Genomic DNA, 13,864 nt, shown 5'->3' with positions numbered 1-13,864 from the left:
AATCAGCCACAACCACTCTACGGAGGTAAAGATGAAGAAAGTGTCCCTGGCGATCCTGGTTTCCCTCTCGGCCCTGGCGGGCACCGCGTATGCGCAGGACAACGGCGTCATGATGAGCACCGATCCGGCCAAGGCAGCCGATGTCGAGCAACGTGCGCAACAGCTGCAATCCCAGCAGCAAGCCATGGAGAGCGAGAAGCCCGCCATGCCGGCCAAACATCACAAGATGGCCCCGCATCACAAGAAGCCGGCCATGAACATGAAGATGGATAAGGCAGCGAGCGAGTAAGCTCGGCTGGCGGCGGCAGGCCCGCTCCAGTCGCTACGATGTCAAGCCGAACCCGGTCATGCCGGCTTCGGCTTTTTGTTGTCCGGGGTCGACTGACGGTATGCTAAAGTCGCGCACCGAAGAACCACCCCCAACCCGTGCGCACCTTGGTGCGGAGGACAGAATGAGCAACATCCAGCTGGACATCGAATGGACCGAAGCAGCATCCCGCAAAATCGAAAAGCTGATGCCGCGCGGCGGTCAGGAAGCGTATCTGGCATTGCCGCCGGTTGAATGCCTGCCGATGGAAGGCGACGTATTGTTTCTCGGCCCGGACGGCAAACAGCAACCGTTTATCGTCGCGGAACGACAGTATCACCACGACGGCGATGCGGACTGGACCATCATCCTGATCCTCGACGTCCCGCAGTCGACGCACTAAGCGCCAGTCACACACGGCGGGCGGGCTGGCTGCAACGGCCGCCGCTTGCCTCGCGCGGCGTCCCGCCCGACTGACCGCCTGCGTTGCCTGACTGGCTGCCGCCCTGGCAGACAAGATCCCGCGTCAGGCAATCTTCTCTATGACGCGAAGTTCCGAATGTTCGACCCAATCCGCGACGGCCTTTATGTAGGCCTCGATATGGGCTGACTTCGCGTGCGCGGCAAGCGCCTCCCTGCTTTCCCAACGTTCGACGAACACAAAGCGGCGCGGCTCGCTTACATCGCGATGCAGGTCGTACTGAAGCGCGCCCGGCTCCTTGCGTGTCGGACCGACGATACCTTCAAGCGCCACGCGCAATTTCTCTTCATGACCCGGTTTTGCCACTGAGATTGCCACTACCGCAATTTCCGTCATGCTGAGCTCCGTCCTGGAAATCAGCAGGATACCTGCCGGGTGGCAAACCTGCTGGCGCAGCGCTTACGGCAGGCAGATCCGGCAGGCGAATTCGACAATGCGCAGGTGGTAGGCGAGCGCCGCAAACATCTGCACAAAGGACGCAGCACACCGGACCGCCGAGGACGCAGCCTGGAGTTTGGCGTGCATCCGCCGCACCCGCGTGCTAGCGTTGAACCCATATGGCAGCGGGCTTTGTGCGAGTGTGATAACCCGTACATTCACGCGAAGTTCGAGCTGCTAGACTGTTTTTCGACCAATCAGTCGGAGGCCAGCGTGGCTGGAATCGAGCTCCGTCTCTTCGGGCAGCGTCTTCGCCCTGCCAACGCCACGGCCTGCGTGCCGGTGCGGCGCAGGACTTCGTTGCGCATCGCATCGCACGCCTGAGACCACGCCACCATGCCCACAGTCGAAGAACTGACGCTCAGCGGCCTTCTGCCCCACCTGGTGCACGAAGAATCCGGCTGGACCGCCACATGGCGGGCCCTCACGCTGCACAGCGTGTTTCAGCCCGTGCTGTCCATTACCCATCAACGCATCGTCGGTTATGAAGCGCTGTTGCGCGCCGTCGACCCGGTCGGGCTACCGGTCTCGCCCGACGTGCTGTTCTCGGGCACCCGTTCGGCGAGCGAGGCGCGCGAGCTGGATCGGATCGCCCGCTGCCTGCACGTCGCCAACTTCATGGAGCAAAACGTTCCGGTCGGCTGGTTGTTCCTCAACACCCGGCCACAGGTGTTCGAAACCGGTTGGCCGCAACGGGCCTTTATCGACGAATTGTCATCACATTTCGGACTGCCGCAGGAACGCATTGTGATCGAGGTGCTCGAGCAGCCGGCCGACGACGAATCGGCCGTCGCCAGCATGCTGGCCGCGTCCCAGCCGCGCGACTTTCTGATTGCGATCGACGACTTCGGCACCGGCTTCTCGAACTTCGACCGGGTGTGGCGCTTCCGTCCCGACATCGTCAAGCTGGACCGCTCGCTGGTGGCGCGCGCCGGCAAACGCCAGGGCGACGAGTCGCTGATTGGCCACCTGATCGCCATGCTGCATCAGTCGGGAACGCTGGTGCTGGCCGAAGGGGTCGAAACCGACGACGAACTGATGATCCTGATGCAGGCCGACGTGGACTTCGTGCAGGGCTTCTGGCTCGGCCAGCCGAAGGGCTCCGTGCAGGCGGCATGTGCAAAGGTACCCGCACTGATCGACTCGATGTGGCGCAAGTTCGCCGACTTCGAACGCAAGCACGCGCGCCACCAACGCCTCGGCTTCGAGGGCTTTGCCGAAGCAGTGCTGGCGGCATCCCACCGCTTCGCCGCGAGCGGCGACCTGGCGCAGGCAGCACAACTCGTGTTTCCGATTCCCGAAGCGCGCCGCGTGTTCGTCACCGACGACCAGGGCGAGCAAACCCTGCCGTCCATCTGCGCCCCTTCCGTGCCGCCGCCTCCCCAGCGGCTCGCACCGCTTCTGGCGACGACGCGCAGCAACTGGTCGCGCCGGGCTTACTTCAAGCATGCGCTGGCCGCACCGGGCCGGGTCGCCATGATGGGGCCGCACTACTCGCTGATCGACGGCGAAGATTGCTACACGGCTGCCGTCACGCTCGAGCGCGACAGCAAGACCATCATACTGTGCGTCGATTTCATTCCCGGCGCCCGCAGCACGCCCAGCCCGCGCAGGCGCTGAGCCACAGCCCTCCCCGCCTCCCTCGCTCAATCTTCCACTCGCGAGCGCCCCGATTTGATCTCGCCGCGCCGCGCCTTGGTATCGAGCCGGCGCCGGTTCGAGGCGCGCGTCGGGCGGGTGGCGACGCGCGGGGTGCGGGTCACGCTGACGCTCTGAATCAGTTCGTCGAGCCGCGCCAGCGCTGAGGCACGATTCATCTCCTGGGTGCGATGTTCCTGCGCCTTGATGATGACCACGCCATCGCGCGTGAGCCGGCGATCCGACAGGGCGAGCAAGCGCATCTTCAGAACGTCGGGCAGCGACGACGCACGCACATCGAAGCGCAGATGAATCGCACTGGAAACCTTGTTGACGTTCTGCCCGCCCGCCCCTTGCGCGCGGACGGCGGTCAGTTCGACTTCATTGGGCGGGATCGGATAACGGGGTGTCATGGCGTGGATAGGGAGCAACGAACCGCAAGTGTACACACGCACCCGGCGGCCGTCTCGCACGACGAAACCCGCGGAGCGCGGCGCGGCGGGACTCTCGCGAGCGCCACGCAAAGCACTATCGGCAAGCCGAACCGATGCACAAAAAAAGTTGCCGAACGTTGCGACCTCGCCGATACTCGCATCTATCGCTTACAACGTAAATTAATATGAAACTGCGCCCTGCTTTCCTGCTTGAGCTGGTAGTCAACTTCCTGCTGCCGTGGCTAGCCTACCGGTTCGCGGCGCCCCATTGGGGCGAGACCGGCGGCCTGATCGCCTCGGCCGTGCCGCCGGTGATCTGGAGCCTCGTCGAACTGGCGCGCTTCAGGCGCGTCGACGCACTTAGCGTGATCGTGCTGGCAGGCATTGTGCTGTCGATCTGCGCGATGGCGCTGGGCGGCAGCCCGCGCATGTTGCTGCTACGCGAATCGCTGGTGTCCGGTGCGATCGGCGTGGCGTTTCTGCTCTCGCTGCCGCTGCGCCGCCCACTCATCTTCTATCTGGCCCGCGCCACGGTGGCCCGCGAACAGGCGGACGGCGCCGCGCGGCTCACCGCGCTGATCGACGAGCGCCCTTCCTTCGCCACGGCGATGCGTATGATGACCGCAGTGTGGGGCGTGGGTCTCACAGGAGAGACGCTCTTACGCTCCTGGATGGCGTGGACCTGGCCGATCGAGCGCTTCCTGGTGATCTCGCCTTTCATCGGCTACGGCATTTACGGCGCGCTGATGGTCTGGACGCTGTGGTACCGCAAAACCTTGCGCGAGCGCGCCGTCGCGACGGCGCAGGCGAACAGCATGCCCGGCTGAGCCGCGCCGGCAACCCTTCGCACGACGCTTGAAGAACAGCATAGCAAACGCATCGACACGACATAAGCTGGCCGAACGGACGAGGTCAGATGAGCCATAAAATCAGTTAGACTCATCACCGGTTTGGGGCTTCCCTGCAGTCTCATTTTTGTCGTGGTACGAAAACTCCAGGCAGTCGATGCGCTATTCGGTCGAGATCAAAAAATTCCTATATAGCCAGTACTTTTATGGCGGCCTGCGGATCGCGGTCGGCGTCTCGTTACCGGCCGTCATTTGCCTGCTGCTGTTCCACGATCAGGAGCTAGGCTTCACGATTGCGACCGGCGCGCTCGGCGCATGCGTGGTCGACATGCCGGGTCCGCTCAAGTACAAGCACAACGAAATGCTGGCGTGTAGCGTGATCGGCTTCCTGTCGGCGCTCGCTACCGGCCTCGCCACCGTCAACCCGGTCGCCCTGTGGTGCACGGTGGTGCCGCTCACTTTCGTGCTCTCGCTGATCGTCGTGTATGGCAACCGCTGGCCGCAGATCAGCTTCGCCACGCTCTTCATGATGATCATGACGCTTGAAGAGCACTTCACCCCGCTGCAGGCACTCGTCAACGCAGCCTGGATTCTGGCAGGCGGTCTGTGGTACACCTACTGGTCCACCTTTGTGAGCCGCTGGCAGATGCACCGCATCGAACAGCAGGCGCTCGCCGAAAGTGTGTTCGCCTGCGCGGACTATCTGCTCGCACGGTCCGACTTCTACGACCTCGATAACGAGCTCGACGAGTGCTACCGCAATCTGGTCGCCAAGCAGATCGCCGCGGTCGAGCGTCAGGACGCGGCGCGCGACATCGTGCTGCGCAACCTGCCCAAGCTCAAGACCGGCAAGCTCGAACCGCGCCGCGCCATGCTGTTCAACCTGTTCATCAACACGGTCGACCTGCACGAACTGTTCGTCGGCGCCCATACCGATTACCCGATGGTGCGCAACACCTTCGGCGGCTCGGACATGCTGACGTTCTATCGCGACCTGATCCGCAAGGCGGCGGCCGACCTCGAAGAAATCGGCCTCGCCGTGCTGCAGAACCAGCCGCCGCGCAACCGCGTCAATGTAAAGGCCGAATTGCGCGCCATCGAGTTCGAAATCGAGCTGATGCGCAAGCACGATATGCCGGCGAAGAACCCGGAAGCGTATTCGGCGGTGTCGGCTACCTTCCGGCGCATCTGGAGCGCGACGCGCCTGATCGACAAGATGCGCAAGAGCCTCTCCAGCGAAGCCCGCACCACCGAAACCGAACTGCGCCTCGACCAGGCGCTGACGCGCTTCGTGTCGAGCCGGCGGGTGCCGTTCGGGCAGATCTTCTCGAACCTGACCATGGCCTCGCCGAGCTTCCGTCACGCGTTGCGCGTGACGATCGCGGTGGCCGTCGGCTTCTGGCTCGGGCGGCTGTTACCGCTCACCAATGCGTACTGGATCGTGATGACCACCGTCATCATTCTGAAGCCCGGCTATTCGCTCACCAAGCAGCGTAACGGACAGCGGATTATCGGCACGCTGATCGGCTGCGCGGCGAGTATCGCGTTGATGGTGTTCGTGAAGGAACCGCACATCCTGCTGGTCGTGATGTTTGCCTCGATGGTGATGAGCTACAGCCTGCTGCTCTTCAACTACACGGCGAGCGTCGTGTTCACCTCGGCGTACGTGCTGCTGATGTTCCACCTGCTTGCGCCGGGCAGCATGCGCATCATCGGCGAGCGGGCCATCGACACGGTGGTCGGCTGCGCGATAGCGATTGCTGCCAGCCACCTGTTCCCCTACTGGGAATACCGGTTGATGGGCAAGCTCGTCAACAGCATGATTGCTGCGACCCGGCAATATCTGGAAGCAAGCTGGTGGTGGGGTGGCAAGCCGGTTCCGGTCGCCACGGCGGTCGTGACCGAGGCCGGTGCACGCGCACCCGCGGCAGCGATGGCGGACCCGGCGGGGAGTTTCGGCGCCGCAGGATTTGGCGGGGCGAGCTTTGGGGCGGCGAAGCTTGCTTCGGTTGGGGCGAGCGGCGGCGGTACATCAAGCGCACCTGGCTCGGCGGCCCCTTTAGCCCCGCCAACCCCGCCAACCCCGCCAGCCTCGTCACCCACCCCGGCAGCCGCATCTGCCGCGCCAACCACGCCCGCCGCCTCTGCCGCAGCGGTTGCGCTCGAGCGCGACTACCGTTACCGCCTCGCACGCAAAAACGTGCATGTGGCATTTGCCAATCTGGGACAGGCATTCCAGCGGATGATGCTGGAGCCAAAGGCGGCACAGAAGTTTGTCCCTGAGCTCAACGATCTGCTGGTGCGCAGTCACGCGCTGGCCTCGCAGATCACGGCGGCCGCGCCCTTGTTGCGGACCTCGGCACAGCAGCAGGAGAGCATCTCCCTGCAACCGCTGCAACGCGTGCTCAGCGTGGTGCGGGACAACCTCACCGAAGCCGAGGCCGGCACGGCAGCGCCGGCCGAGCAGGTCGAGCTCACCAAACAGCTCGGGCGCGAACTCGATGCAATGGTGGTCGAAGCCGAGAAATCGGCGGACTACTCTGCAGACGCCGTGCATGAACTGAAACTGCTCGCGCACCAGTGCAAGCAGATGCTTGCGGCAGCCAACCTGATCCGCAAGGACGCGAGCGTGATCCGGCTACCGGACGAGTAAGCGAGCTTGGGTTAGGCTCGCATAATGGAGGCAAAGCGGCGCTAAAGCGGTGCGTACGTACACAACCGCTTGCGCGCCTCGCTTAGCGCATCATTGCGACGCGCCGCTCGCAGCGGCTGCCGCTGCTGCGGTTGAAGCAACGACCGGGGTCTCGGCGTTCTCGCGGTCGAACTCGCGCTTGCCGCTGATCGCGTTGTAGAGAAGCGTCGCAATCACCAGCAATACCGCGATCACGATAAACACGGCGATGCCAAAGGTCGGGTTCTTCTTGCGCGGTTCGTTCATGAGGCGGCTCGACTCTCGGGTAATGTCCTGGAAGGCTGGCATTCTACGCCCACCCGGCTTGCACGTGGCTTGCATACGCACATAGCCGGCATCTGCCTGCAATCGCACGTCTGTCCCACGGCTTGGCACCCGACCCCAGATGAATCTCTCCGGTACGGCCAATCCAGAACTTTCCCGGACGGTAGCGCGCGAACTGACCTGCCTTACGTGTTCGCTGCTCGACAAGAAGCCGCTGAACACGACAGTGGCGATTCAGTACTTTGCGCCCGAACACTGGTTCATCAATGAACGCTCGCTCGCCGAACTCGCTAAAAACTCGTTCCGCCTGACGGTGTCGATTGCGGAAGGGACGAACACCAGGTTTCAGATCGCGGACTATCACAAGGCCGCGTTCGAACTACTGTCGAAGCTTTTAGGCAACGCCCATCCGCATTCAAACGTTCATGTGGTCGAGTGCAGCGCGACGGGGTATGGGTACGGTGGAGTTACGCAAGAGTACCGGCGCCAACATCCGTCGTGAGGCGTAAGGGCAGCCTGGCCAGTTTATGAGCGACCATCTGCAGTGCATCCCTATCTTCGCGCAGAGTCCGATTCCACCAGCGATGCCGATACCAGCCTCGTTGCGGACGCGAGGTACAGCGGCGATGGAGATCGACGGTCTTCGCACAGGCACGTGTAGGTCATCTTGATCACGTGGTCGTCGTCCGAAGCGACCGCCATCCGGCACACCTCACGCCAGTCAAGTGCGACGTCCCGCGTATCCGCCCCGGTCCGAACGCTGGCCCCCGTCCCGACGCTTGCATAGGCGGCGCACAGTGCCACCCAGAAGCCCGGCAGTAACCGGTTGACCAGCGTCTCCGGCAACTCGGCGAAGACGATTCGTGCAGCGTGCGTCCCGGTCACGGTGTGCAGCACGGTGAAGTCGGGGCGCCGCCAATACGCATTGATCGTCGCCCGAGCGAGTTCGTCGAGCAACGGCGAAGCTGCAGGCGGCACCAGCAGGGCCTCCTTGAATCGCACGTCCGCAGCAACGGCGCGCAACCGCGATGTGATGGAATTGCCGGCGACAACGCCCTCGCCCATCGCCTTGGCAACGCGTTCGAATCCCGCCGTAGCACTCACTGCAGGGTCCCTTGCGTCGATGGGTGCGTCAACATACAGATGCGACGACACCAACGCTGCGAGACCGGCGGCAATCTCGCCGGCGTGCGCTGCCTCGATGCCGTAAGCCAGCCGGATCAGCGCATGGAATGCACCGCTTGCCGGAGCGAAGGGAATCTCTTCGAATACCGCAGTCATCACAGGAAGGTAGCCGACGTCAGCGATCCAGCCGAGAAAGCAAAGCCGCAACGACCCGAACGCCGAACTCTCGCCCACATGCTGCGCCCATTCATCGCGCGAAATAACCGTCTCGACACGCGGCGCAGTCAACGCGTACTCGCGCTCCCACATATCGAAGAACGCCTGCAAGCGGGCTGTCGACGCCCCCATCTCGGCCAATGCAACCAGCGCCATCGGACAATGGTTGGTCGTGCCTCTAGCCGCAAGGCTAAAGCGTGCATTGGCGTCCAGAAGCTCACGCAGTTTGAGGCGAACAGCGTCGTTTGGCATGTTGCGGTCTCACGATCACAGGAAGGAAGCCTCATTGTCAAAGTTAAAGTAGACTTTAAGTCAAGCGAAAATACCTGGATGCTTCATGACCGAGACGATCCTCACCATTGGCGAGCTTGCAAAACGCTCGGGCGTGGCGCCGAGCGCGATCCGGTTCTATGAGGCGCAAGGACTGGTCAGCAGTACCCGGACCGACGGCGGTCATCGTCAGTACCGGAGGGACACGCTGCGCCGGATCGGTTTTATCCGCGCGGCGCAGGCAGTGGGTTTGGACCTCTCGGAGATTCGCTCCGCTCTCGATACCTTGCCCGGGCAGCGCACGCCGACCAAACACGATTGGGAGCGTCTCTCACGCGCGTGGCAGCCTCTGCTCCAGCAACGCATAGACGGGCTGATCGCGTTGCGCGACCAACTGGCGTCCTGCGTGGGCTGCGGATGCCTGTCACTGAAATCGTGCGCGCTCTACAACCCCGAAGACATTGTCCAACGGCGCGGGAGCGGCGCCCGGTATCTGATGGGCGACACCTCGCGCGCGGTGCTGGCGGAGGAACATCAGAAGGAAGCGCGGTAGCGCGCTGCGTTCAGGAGGAAGGTCCGTGGGCAGCCGGTATATCGTCGACGCTCCAATGCACTGGCTTGCCGAGCTGACGCGCTAGCCGCACGTCATTGTCCGCGCCGGTCGATTCGCCTTCAATGCGCAACACGGCGTCGCACTGCTCAATCAGCCGGGCGGCGACCGGATACAGGAATGCCTCGCTAATTGCATCGTCGAGCGCTTGCGAACCGGCCACGGCCGCCAAAGGAAGCGCCACCCACTCGCCGATCATCGGCATATGGCCTCGCCGATAGACTTGCAGCGCGCTCTGTTCCAGCCGCTTGAGGTTCAGTGCGATGCGTTCGGGGTCGCCCTGCGTGCCGCTGCGATACGGGCCGGCAATAAGGATCAGTTGTGGACTCATTTTGTACGCGGCTCCATCAGTTCGCTCAGCGCCGCATGCTGCAAAAGCATGATCGTCTTGGCATCCACGATTTCCCCGTGGCGCACTGCCGTGAGCGCCTCGTCAAGCGTTAGCTCGATCACTTCGAGATCCTCTCCCTCGGCTTCGATGCCGCCGCCAGCACCGATGCGCGACGCTGCGTCGTATTCAGCGATGAAAAAGTGCAGCTTCTCCGTCACCGAGCCCGGGCTCATGTACGCCTCGAACACCTTCTGCACGTCGCGCACCCGATAGCCCGTTTCCTCCTCTGCCTCGGCACGGATACGCTCCTCCGGCGACGCGTTGTCGAGCAGCCCCGCCGCAGCTTCCAGCATCATCCCGTCGTGGCCATTCACGAATGCCGGCAACCTGAACTGGCGAGTCAGTATCACCGTCCTCCTTGCGCGGTCGAGCAACAGGATCGTCGCACCGTTGCCGCGATCGTACGTTTCGCGGCTCTGCCGCTGCCAGCTGCCATCGCGCCGCTGGAAATCGAAGGTGGTCTTCTTCAACACATACCAATCGTCCGACAGCACGGTGGTATCGATGATGCGCACACGGTCTTGCGTTGCAGTCACGGAATGCTCCAACTAGCGAAAGAGGAGCACTCATGATATCGTGCAGTTTCGTGCAATATCAAGAAAAAACGTGCAAACCCATGTTGACCTCACAACGCAAGCAGACGATCCTGCAATTGCTGGCTCAAGACGGACAGGTGCTGGCCGCACCGCTAGCGGCGACCTTCGGCGTGTCGGAGGACACCATCCGGCGCGACCTGCGCGAACTGGCTGCCGAGGGACTGCTGCAACGGGTTCACGGCGGGGCGTTACCCGCCTCGTCGGCGGTTGCTTCGTTCTCGGAAAGACGTGCGCTCGAGTCGACAGGCAAGCGCGCCATCGGCATCGCGGCCGCGTCCATGATTGCGCCGGGGCAGATTGTCATCATCGATGGCGGAACGACCTCCGCCGAACTCGTGAAGCACATCCCCCGCTCGCTGGCGGCGACTGTCGTCACGCACAGTCCGACGGTTGCGGTTGCGCTGGTCGATCATCCGTCGATTGACGTGATCATGATCGGCGGCCGGCTGTACAAGCACTCGATCGTGAACGTCGGTGCAGCAGCGATCGAAGCCATGTCGCACATCCACGCCGATATCTACTTCATGGGCGTCACCGGCGTTCATCCCACGGCGGGGTTGAGTACGGGCGATCTCGAAGAGGCCTATGTGAAACGAGCGCTTGCCGCACGGGCGGCTGAGACCGTCGTGCTGGCTTCGATGGACAAGCTCAATGCCGCGTCGGCCTATTCGATAGGCGACGTGACGCTTGCGCAGACGATCGTGGTCGAGCGGGAGACCGATACCGCGTTGACAGACGCACTCGAAGCCGCCGGAGTGAGCGTGGTTCGCGCTTGATGTCTTGTCTACGCGGTGCCAGGCGGAAATTTAGTGGGTCAGAGACAGGGCAGTGCCACCGTCGCGTACTGACCAATGGCGCGGACGAACGGCGCTGGGTTCAAAAAAATGACTGGGGCCACGCCACCGCGTTTGCCCCCGGTTTGATAGGCTGGTTCTAGCCGGCAAGGAAGGCGCTGTACCGCTCCATATCGACATTGCCGCCGCTCACAATCACACCGACCCGCTTGCCCTGCAACTGGCTCTTCATTTCACGCGCTGCCGCGAAGCCGAGACAACCGGTGGGTTCGACGACCATTTTCATACGCTCTGCGAAGAATCGCATGCAGGCCACTAGCTGATCGTCCGTAGCGGTAAGAATGTCATCGACATCCCGCTTGATGATCTGGAAGGTATATTGGCCCAGATGCTGGGTCTGAGCGCCATCTGCGATCGTCTTCGGGGTCTCGATGTGAACGATTGAGCCGGATCTGAACGATTGCTGACCGTCGTTGCCAGCCTCCGGCTCCACGCCATAAATCTTGCAGTCCGGCGCAAGTTCGCGCGCCGCGAGCGCCGATCCTGACAGCAAGCCACCGCCACCGAGACAGACAAACAACGCGTCGAGGCTCCCGACCTCTTCGATCAGCTCTTTGGCTGCGGTGCCCTGGCCTGCGATGACATCCGGATGGTCGTACGGCGGAATCAACGTCATTCCGTGTTTAACAGCGAGGTTCCGGCCGATCTCTTCACGATCTTCGGTATAACGGTCGTAGGTCACCACGTTTCCACCATAAGCTTTGGTCGCTGCGACTTTGGCGGCGGGAGCATCGAGCGGCATGACGATGGTCGCGGGAATCCCAAGCAGTTTCGCCGACAGCGCGATGGCCTGCGCATGATTGCCGGAGGAAAAGGCAACCACGCCGGCAGCACGCTGGCGCTCGTCGAATTTCGACAGCGCGTTCATCGCACCGCGGAACTTGAATGCGCCCATGCGCTGGTAGTTTTCGCACTTGAAGAAAACTTCGGCGCCCATCTCCTCGTTGGCTGTGCGCGAAGTCATGACAGGAGTCCGGTTCGCCTTGCCTTCGATTCGCTTTGCGGCGGCGGCAACGTCCATGTAAGTCGGAAGATTCAGCATGTCATTCCATCAATAGTTCGGTGCGTCGGACGACGCGTGGGTCCCGGCCTGTCACCACGGCCATGAAAGTGCGCTGCCAAGATTTGACTCGCGAGCGCGGTCAAACAGCATGCGGGCGACGGTCAAGTCTTGAAGCGCGAGACCCGTCATGTCGAATACGGTGATGTCATCGCGCCCGCGATTGAATTGAGCATGGTTGGTCAACAGATCGCCGAGTTCGATGCTCGGTGTATCGGGCGCCCACTGGGCCTCGCCGATCTGGCTCGCTTGCGTGCGATCGTCGACGAACAGGTGAACGCGCTGCAGAAGACCATCGGGAAGCTCACGTTTTCCTTTGGTGTCGGCACCCACGCAGTTCAGGTGCGTTCCTGGCCGTACCGCCTCCAGATCGAAGAGCGCTGCGGCGCCTGGCGTCGCAGTGATGACCACGTCGCTCTGCGCAACCGCAGCATTGCGCTCCGGCGCCAGCGCGATGTCGCAACGAGCGGCGAAGGACGCTTCAAATGCCGGATCCCGCTCACCCGTCGCGGTCACATAGCGGATTTTTTCCAGCGTTGGCATGAGCCGGAGAGCGAACGTCAACTGCACCTTGGCTTGCACGCCTGTGCCGAACAGACAAACGCTCGAACTGTCAGGGCGAGCAAGTTGCTGCAAGCCCAAACCGCCTGCCGCGCCGGTGCGCAGGGTCGTTACCGCGTTGCCGTCGACGATGCAAGCGGGGCGTCCGGTTGCGGGGTCGATCAAAACGATCGTGGCCTGGTGAGTCTCACCACCGAGCCCCCGGTTGCCTGGCCAGAACCCCGCGGCCTTAAAGCCAAGCAGGTTTTGAGCCGGTACGTCGCCCGACTTGATGCCAAATACACCGCCCGTGGCAAGCCGCTCCCGGACGACCGGAAAAACACGCCCTTCTCGTTGGCTGTGTAGAACCAAGGCTTCGCGTACCGCCGCGAGCACATCGTCAGGGAGCAACAGAGACTCGACGACGTTTTTGTCTAGCAGTACTAAGCGCGCGTCATTTGGCATCGTTGTACACCGTCGCTCGCGATACGCCCAAATGGAGCGCGACGATTTCCATCGCACGCCGCACTTCCATGCTGCCTGACTCCCGAAGCTCGTTCATGAGCGCGCGCCGCTCTGCCGCCTTCAACGCTCGCGGCGTAGTCGCGAGGCGGGCGGCGAACTGGTCGATGCGCTGCCTGATTCCATCCGCGCCCGGCGGGTCGAGAGACTCCTTGACGCCCGCCGTGTCATCGGTACTCACGAACTGGCCGAGCATGTTTTGCAAGGTGCCAAACAGCGTTAGATCGACGTTGAGGCAAAGTGCGGCCACATAGCGGCCGGCAGAGTCCTTGATGCCGATTGACGTGCTTTTTACTTGCCGGCCGTCGGCGAACAGGTTGCCGTAGTTTGCGATGACCTGCGGATACGTCTCGTCTGCAATCCGTGCGAGACCCAACTCGGTTACGGGGTCGCCCTCCTCCCTTCCCGACAGGTTGTTGTGGATCGCGACGATTGCGTGGTCGGCATGCAGCAGATCGTGGACCACCACCTCGCAGAATGGCGCGAAGGTTTCTCCCAACCCTTTCGCTACCTGCTTCAGTTGCTCGACCAGAAGTTGCTGCTCTTTGGATGGATTTGGCATTTAGACATAATATCCA

At 62.6% G+C, this 13,864-nt stretch carries 18 protein-coding genes; 9 read left to right on the top strand and 9 right to left on the bottom strand.

The window, feature by feature from the left end:
- Positions 1-31: 31 nt before the first annotated feature.
- Together BLQ92_RS24510 and BLQ92_RS24505 are read left to right on the top strand one after the other, a co-directional pair.
- The gene (locus BLQ92_RS24510) at positions 32-289 is read left to right on the top strand and encodes a hypothetical protein (RefSeq protein WP_090687443.1); all 258 of its coding nucleotides are present in this window, start codon (positions 32-34) and stop codon (positions 287-289) included.
- A 163-nt stretch (positions 290-452) separates the two neighbouring features.
- Positions 453-710 (top strand): DNA-binding protein, encoded by a 258-nt coding sequence (locus tag BLQ92_RS24505; RefSeq protein WP_074264996.1) that lies wholly within the window; start codon positions 453-455, stop codon positions 708-710.
- Positions 711-833: 123 nt separating this feature from the next.
- On the opposite strand, the gene BLQ92_RS24500 is transcribed toward BLQ92_RS24505, so the two are convergent.
- The gene (locus BLQ92_RS24500; protein ID WP_090687441.1) at positions 834-1,124 is read right to left on the bottom strand and encodes a putative quinol monooxygenase; all 291 of its coding nucleotides are present in this window, start codon (positions 1,122-1,124) and stop codon (positions 834-836) included.
- 39 nt (positions 1,125-1,163) lie between these two features.
- Between BLQ92_RS24500 and BLQ92_RS24495 the strand changes: the two genes are divergently transcribed.
- Together BLQ92_RS24495 and BLQ92_RS24490 are read left to right on the top strand one after the other, a co-directional pair.
- Positions 1,164-1,550: a hypothetical protein gene (locus BLQ92_RS24495; protein WP_090687439.1), complete on the top strand. Its 387-nt coding sequence runs from the start codon at positions 1,164-1,166 to the stop codon at positions 1,548-1,550.
- Between the two features lie 12 nt (positions 1,551-1,562).
- Positions 1,563-2,846 carry a sensor domain-containing phosphodiesterase gene (locus BLQ92_RS24490; protein ID WP_090687437.1) on the top strand — a complete coding sequence of 428 codons (1,284 nt, stop codon included), beginning with the start codon at positions 1,563-1,565 and terminating at the stop codon, positions 2,844-2,846.
- Positions 2,847-2,872: 26 nt separating this feature from the next.
- Here the strand turns inward: BLQ92_RS24490 and arfB are convergent, their stop codons facing one another.
- Positions 2,873-3,277 (bottom strand): alternative ribosome rescue aminoacyl-tRNA hydrolase ArfB, encoded by a 405-nt coding sequence (gene arfB, locus BLQ92_RS24485; protein ID WP_090687435.1) that lies wholly within the window; start codon positions 3,275-3,277, stop codon positions 2,873-2,875.
- Between the two features lie 206 nt (positions 3,278-3,483).
- Between arfB and BLQ92_RS24480 the strand changes: the two genes are divergently transcribed.
- The gene (locus tag BLQ92_RS24480) at positions 3,484-4,125 is read left to right on the top strand and encodes a VC0807 family protein (RefSeq protein WP_090687433.1); all 642 of its coding nucleotides are present in this window, start codon (positions 3,484-3,486) and stop codon (positions 4,123-4,125) included.
- A 178-nt stretch (positions 4,126-4,303) separates the two neighbouring features.
- Complete coding sequence (locus tag BLQ92_RS24475) at positions 4,304-6,799, top strand: FUSC family protein (protein WP_090687431.1); 2,496 nt, start codon at positions 4,304-4,306, stop codon at positions 6,797-6,799.
- Between the two features lie 90 nt (positions 6,800-6,889).
- Here the strand turns inward: BLQ92_RS24475 and BLQ92_RS24470 are convergent, their stop codons facing one another.
- Positions 6,890-7,084, bottom strand: a complete 195-nt coding sequence (locus BLQ92_RS24470) for a hypothetical protein (RefSeq protein ID WP_090687429.1) — start codon at positions 7,082-7,084, stop codon at positions 6,890-6,892.
- 139 nt (positions 7,085-7,223) lie between these two features.
- Between BLQ92_RS24470 and BLQ92_RS24465 the strand changes: the two genes are divergently transcribed.
- Positions 7,224-7,604 carry a tautomerase family protein gene (locus BLQ92_RS24465; RefSeq protein WP_090687427.1) on the top strand — a complete coding sequence of 127 codons (381 nt, stop codon included), beginning with the start codon at positions 7,224-7,226 and terminating at the stop codon, positions 7,602-7,604.
- Between the two features lie 50 nt (positions 7,605-7,654).
- Here the strand turns inward: BLQ92_RS24465 and BLQ92_RS24460 are convergent, their stop codons facing one another.
- The gene (locus tag BLQ92_RS24460) at positions 7,655-8,695 is read right to left on the bottom strand and encodes a questin oxidase family protein (RefSeq protein WP_090687425.1); all 1,041 of its coding nucleotides are present in this window, start codon (positions 8,693-8,695) and stop codon (positions 7,655-7,657) included.
- Between the two features lie 85 nt (positions 8,696-8,780).
- Between BLQ92_RS24460 and soxR the strand changes: the two genes are divergently transcribed.
- On the top strand, positions 8,781-9,266 hold the full coding sequence (gene soxR, locus BLQ92_RS24455) for a redox-sensitive transcriptional activator SoxR (protein WP_175772357.1): 486 nt from the start codon (positions 8,781-8,783) through the stop codon (positions 9,264-9,266).
- Positions 9,267-9,276: 10 nt separating this feature from the next.
- On the opposite strand, the gene BLQ92_RS24450 is transcribed toward soxR, so the two are convergent.
- Complete coding sequence (locus BLQ92_RS24450) at positions 9,277-9,654, bottom strand: DUF4406 domain-containing protein (RefSeq protein ID WP_090687420.1); 378 nt, start codon at positions 9,652-9,654, stop codon at positions 9,277-9,279.
- The gene (locus BLQ92_RS24445; protein WP_090687417.1) at positions 9,651-10,250 is read right to left on the bottom strand and encodes an NUDIX hydrolase; all 600 of its coding nucleotides are present in this window, start codon (positions 10,248-10,250) and stop codon (positions 9,651-9,653) included. The genes BLQ92_RS24450 and BLQ92_RS24445 overlap by 4 nt, the downstream gene beginning before the upstream one ends.
- A 32-nt stretch (positions 10,251-10,282) precedes the next feature.
- Between BLQ92_RS24445 and BLQ92_RS24440 the strand changes: the two genes are divergently transcribed.
- Positions 10,283-11,086 (top strand): DeoR/GlpR family DNA-binding transcription regulator, encoded by an 804-nt coding sequence (locus BLQ92_RS24440; RefSeq protein ID WP_208449355.1) that lies wholly within the window; start codon positions 10,283-10,285, stop codon positions 11,084-11,086.
- A 157-nt stretch (positions 11,087-11,243) separates the two neighbouring features.
- Here the strand turns inward: BLQ92_RS24440 and BLQ92_RS24435 are convergent, their stop codons facing one another.
- From BLQ92_RS24435 to BLQ92_RS24425, 3 genes are read right to left on the bottom strand one after another with little or no spacing between them, the layout of a single operon-like run.
- Complete coding sequence (locus BLQ92_RS24435) at positions 11,244-12,206, bottom strand: threo-3-hydroxy-L-aspartate ammonia-lyase (protein WP_090687414.1); 963 nt, start codon at positions 12,204-12,206, stop codon at positions 11,244-11,246.
- A 51-nt stretch (positions 12,207-12,257) separates the two neighbouring features.
- Positions 12,258-13,229: an ornithine cyclodeaminase family protein gene (locus BLQ92_RS24430; RefSeq protein ID WP_090687412.1), complete on the bottom strand. Its 972-nt coding sequence runs from the start codon at positions 13,227-13,229 to the stop codon at positions 12,258-12,260.
- Positions 13,219-13,848, bottom strand: a complete 630-nt coding sequence (locus BLQ92_RS24425) for a helix-turn-helix transcriptional regulator (RefSeq protein ID WP_090687409.1) — start codon at positions 13,846-13,848, stop codon at positions 13,219-13,221. Before BLQ92_RS24425 ends, BLQ92_RS24430 begins: the two co-directional genes overlap by 11 nt.
- Positions 13,849-13,864: the final 16 nt, after the last annotated feature.

The sequence above is a fragment of the Paraburkholderia phenazinium genome (genome assembly GCF_900100735.1).
Taxonomy (GTDB): Bacteria; Pseudomonadota; Gammaproteobacteria; order Burkholderiales; family Burkholderiaceae; genus Paraburkholderia; species Paraburkholderia phenazinia.
The sequence above is the reverse complement of the archived record's forward strand: the minus strand, read 5'-3'. Positions and strand labels throughout refer to the sequence as shown.

Excerpts from the sequence above, each read along its gene's own strand:
- BLQ92_RS24510 (WP_090687443.1), top strand. The coding sequence starts at position 32 with ATGAAGAAAGTGTCCCTGGCGATCCTGGTTTCCCTCTCGGCCCTGGCG.
- BLQ92_RS24505 (WP_074264996.1), top strand. The coding sequence starts at position 453 with ATGAGCAACATCCAGCTGGACATCGAATGGACCGAAGCAGCATCCCGC.
- BLQ92_RS24500 (WP_090687441.1), bottom strand. The coding sequence starts at position 1,124 with ATGACGGAAATTGCGGTAGTGGCAATCTCAGTGGCAAAACCGGGTCAT.
- BLQ92_RS24490 (WP_090687437.1), top strand. The coding sequence starts at position 1,563 with ATGCCCACAGTCGAAGAACTGACGCTCAGCGGCCTTCTGCCCCACCTG.
- arfB (WP_090687435.1), bottom strand. The coding sequence starts at position 3,277 with ATGACACCCCGTTATCCGATCCCGCCCAATGAAGTCGAACTGACCGCC.
- BLQ92_RS24480 (WP_090687433.1), top strand. The coding sequence starts at position 3,484 with ATGAAACTGCGCCCTGCTTTCCTGCTTGAGCTGGTAGTCAACTTCCTG.
- BLQ92_RS24475 (WP_090687431.1), top strand. The coding sequence starts at position 4,304 with ATGCGCTATTCGGTCGAGATCAAAAAATTCCTATATAGCCAGTACTTT.
- BLQ92_RS24470 (WP_090687429.1), bottom strand. The coding sequence starts at position 7,084 with ATGAACGAACCGCGCAAGAAGAACCCGACCTTTGGCATCGCCGTGTTT.
- BLQ92_RS24465 (WP_090687427.1), top strand. The coding sequence starts at position 7,224 with ATGAATCTCTCCGGTACGGCCAATCCAGAACTTTCCCGGACGGTAGCG.
- BLQ92_RS24460 (WP_090687425.1), bottom strand. The coding sequence starts at position 8,695 with ATGCCAAACGACGCTGTTCGCCTCAAACTGCGTGAGCTTCTGGACGCC.
- soxR (WP_175772357.1), top strand. The coding sequence starts at position 8,781 with ATGACCGAGACGATCCTCACCATTGGCGAGCTTGCAAAACGCTCGGGC.
- BLQ92_RS24450 (WP_090687420.1), bottom strand. The coding sequence starts at position 9,654 with ATGAGTCCACAACTGATCCTTATTGCCGGCCCGTATCGCAGCGGCACG.
- BLQ92_RS24440 (WP_208449355.1), top strand. The coding sequence starts at position 10,283 with ATGATATCGTGCAGTTTCGTGCAATATCAAGAAAAAACGTGCAAACCC.
- BLQ92_RS24435 (WP_090687414.1), bottom strand. The coding sequence starts at position 12,206 with ATGCTGAATCTTCCGACTTACATGGACGTTGCCGCCGCCGCAAAGCGA.
- BLQ92_RS24430 (WP_090687412.1), bottom strand. The coding sequence starts at position 13,229 with ATGCCAAATGACGCGCGCTTAGTACTGCTAGACAAAAACGTCGTCGAG.
- BLQ92_RS24425 (WP_090687409.1), bottom strand. The coding sequence starts at position 13,848 with ATGCCAAATCCATCCAAAGAGCAGCAACTTCTGGTCGAGCAACTGAAG.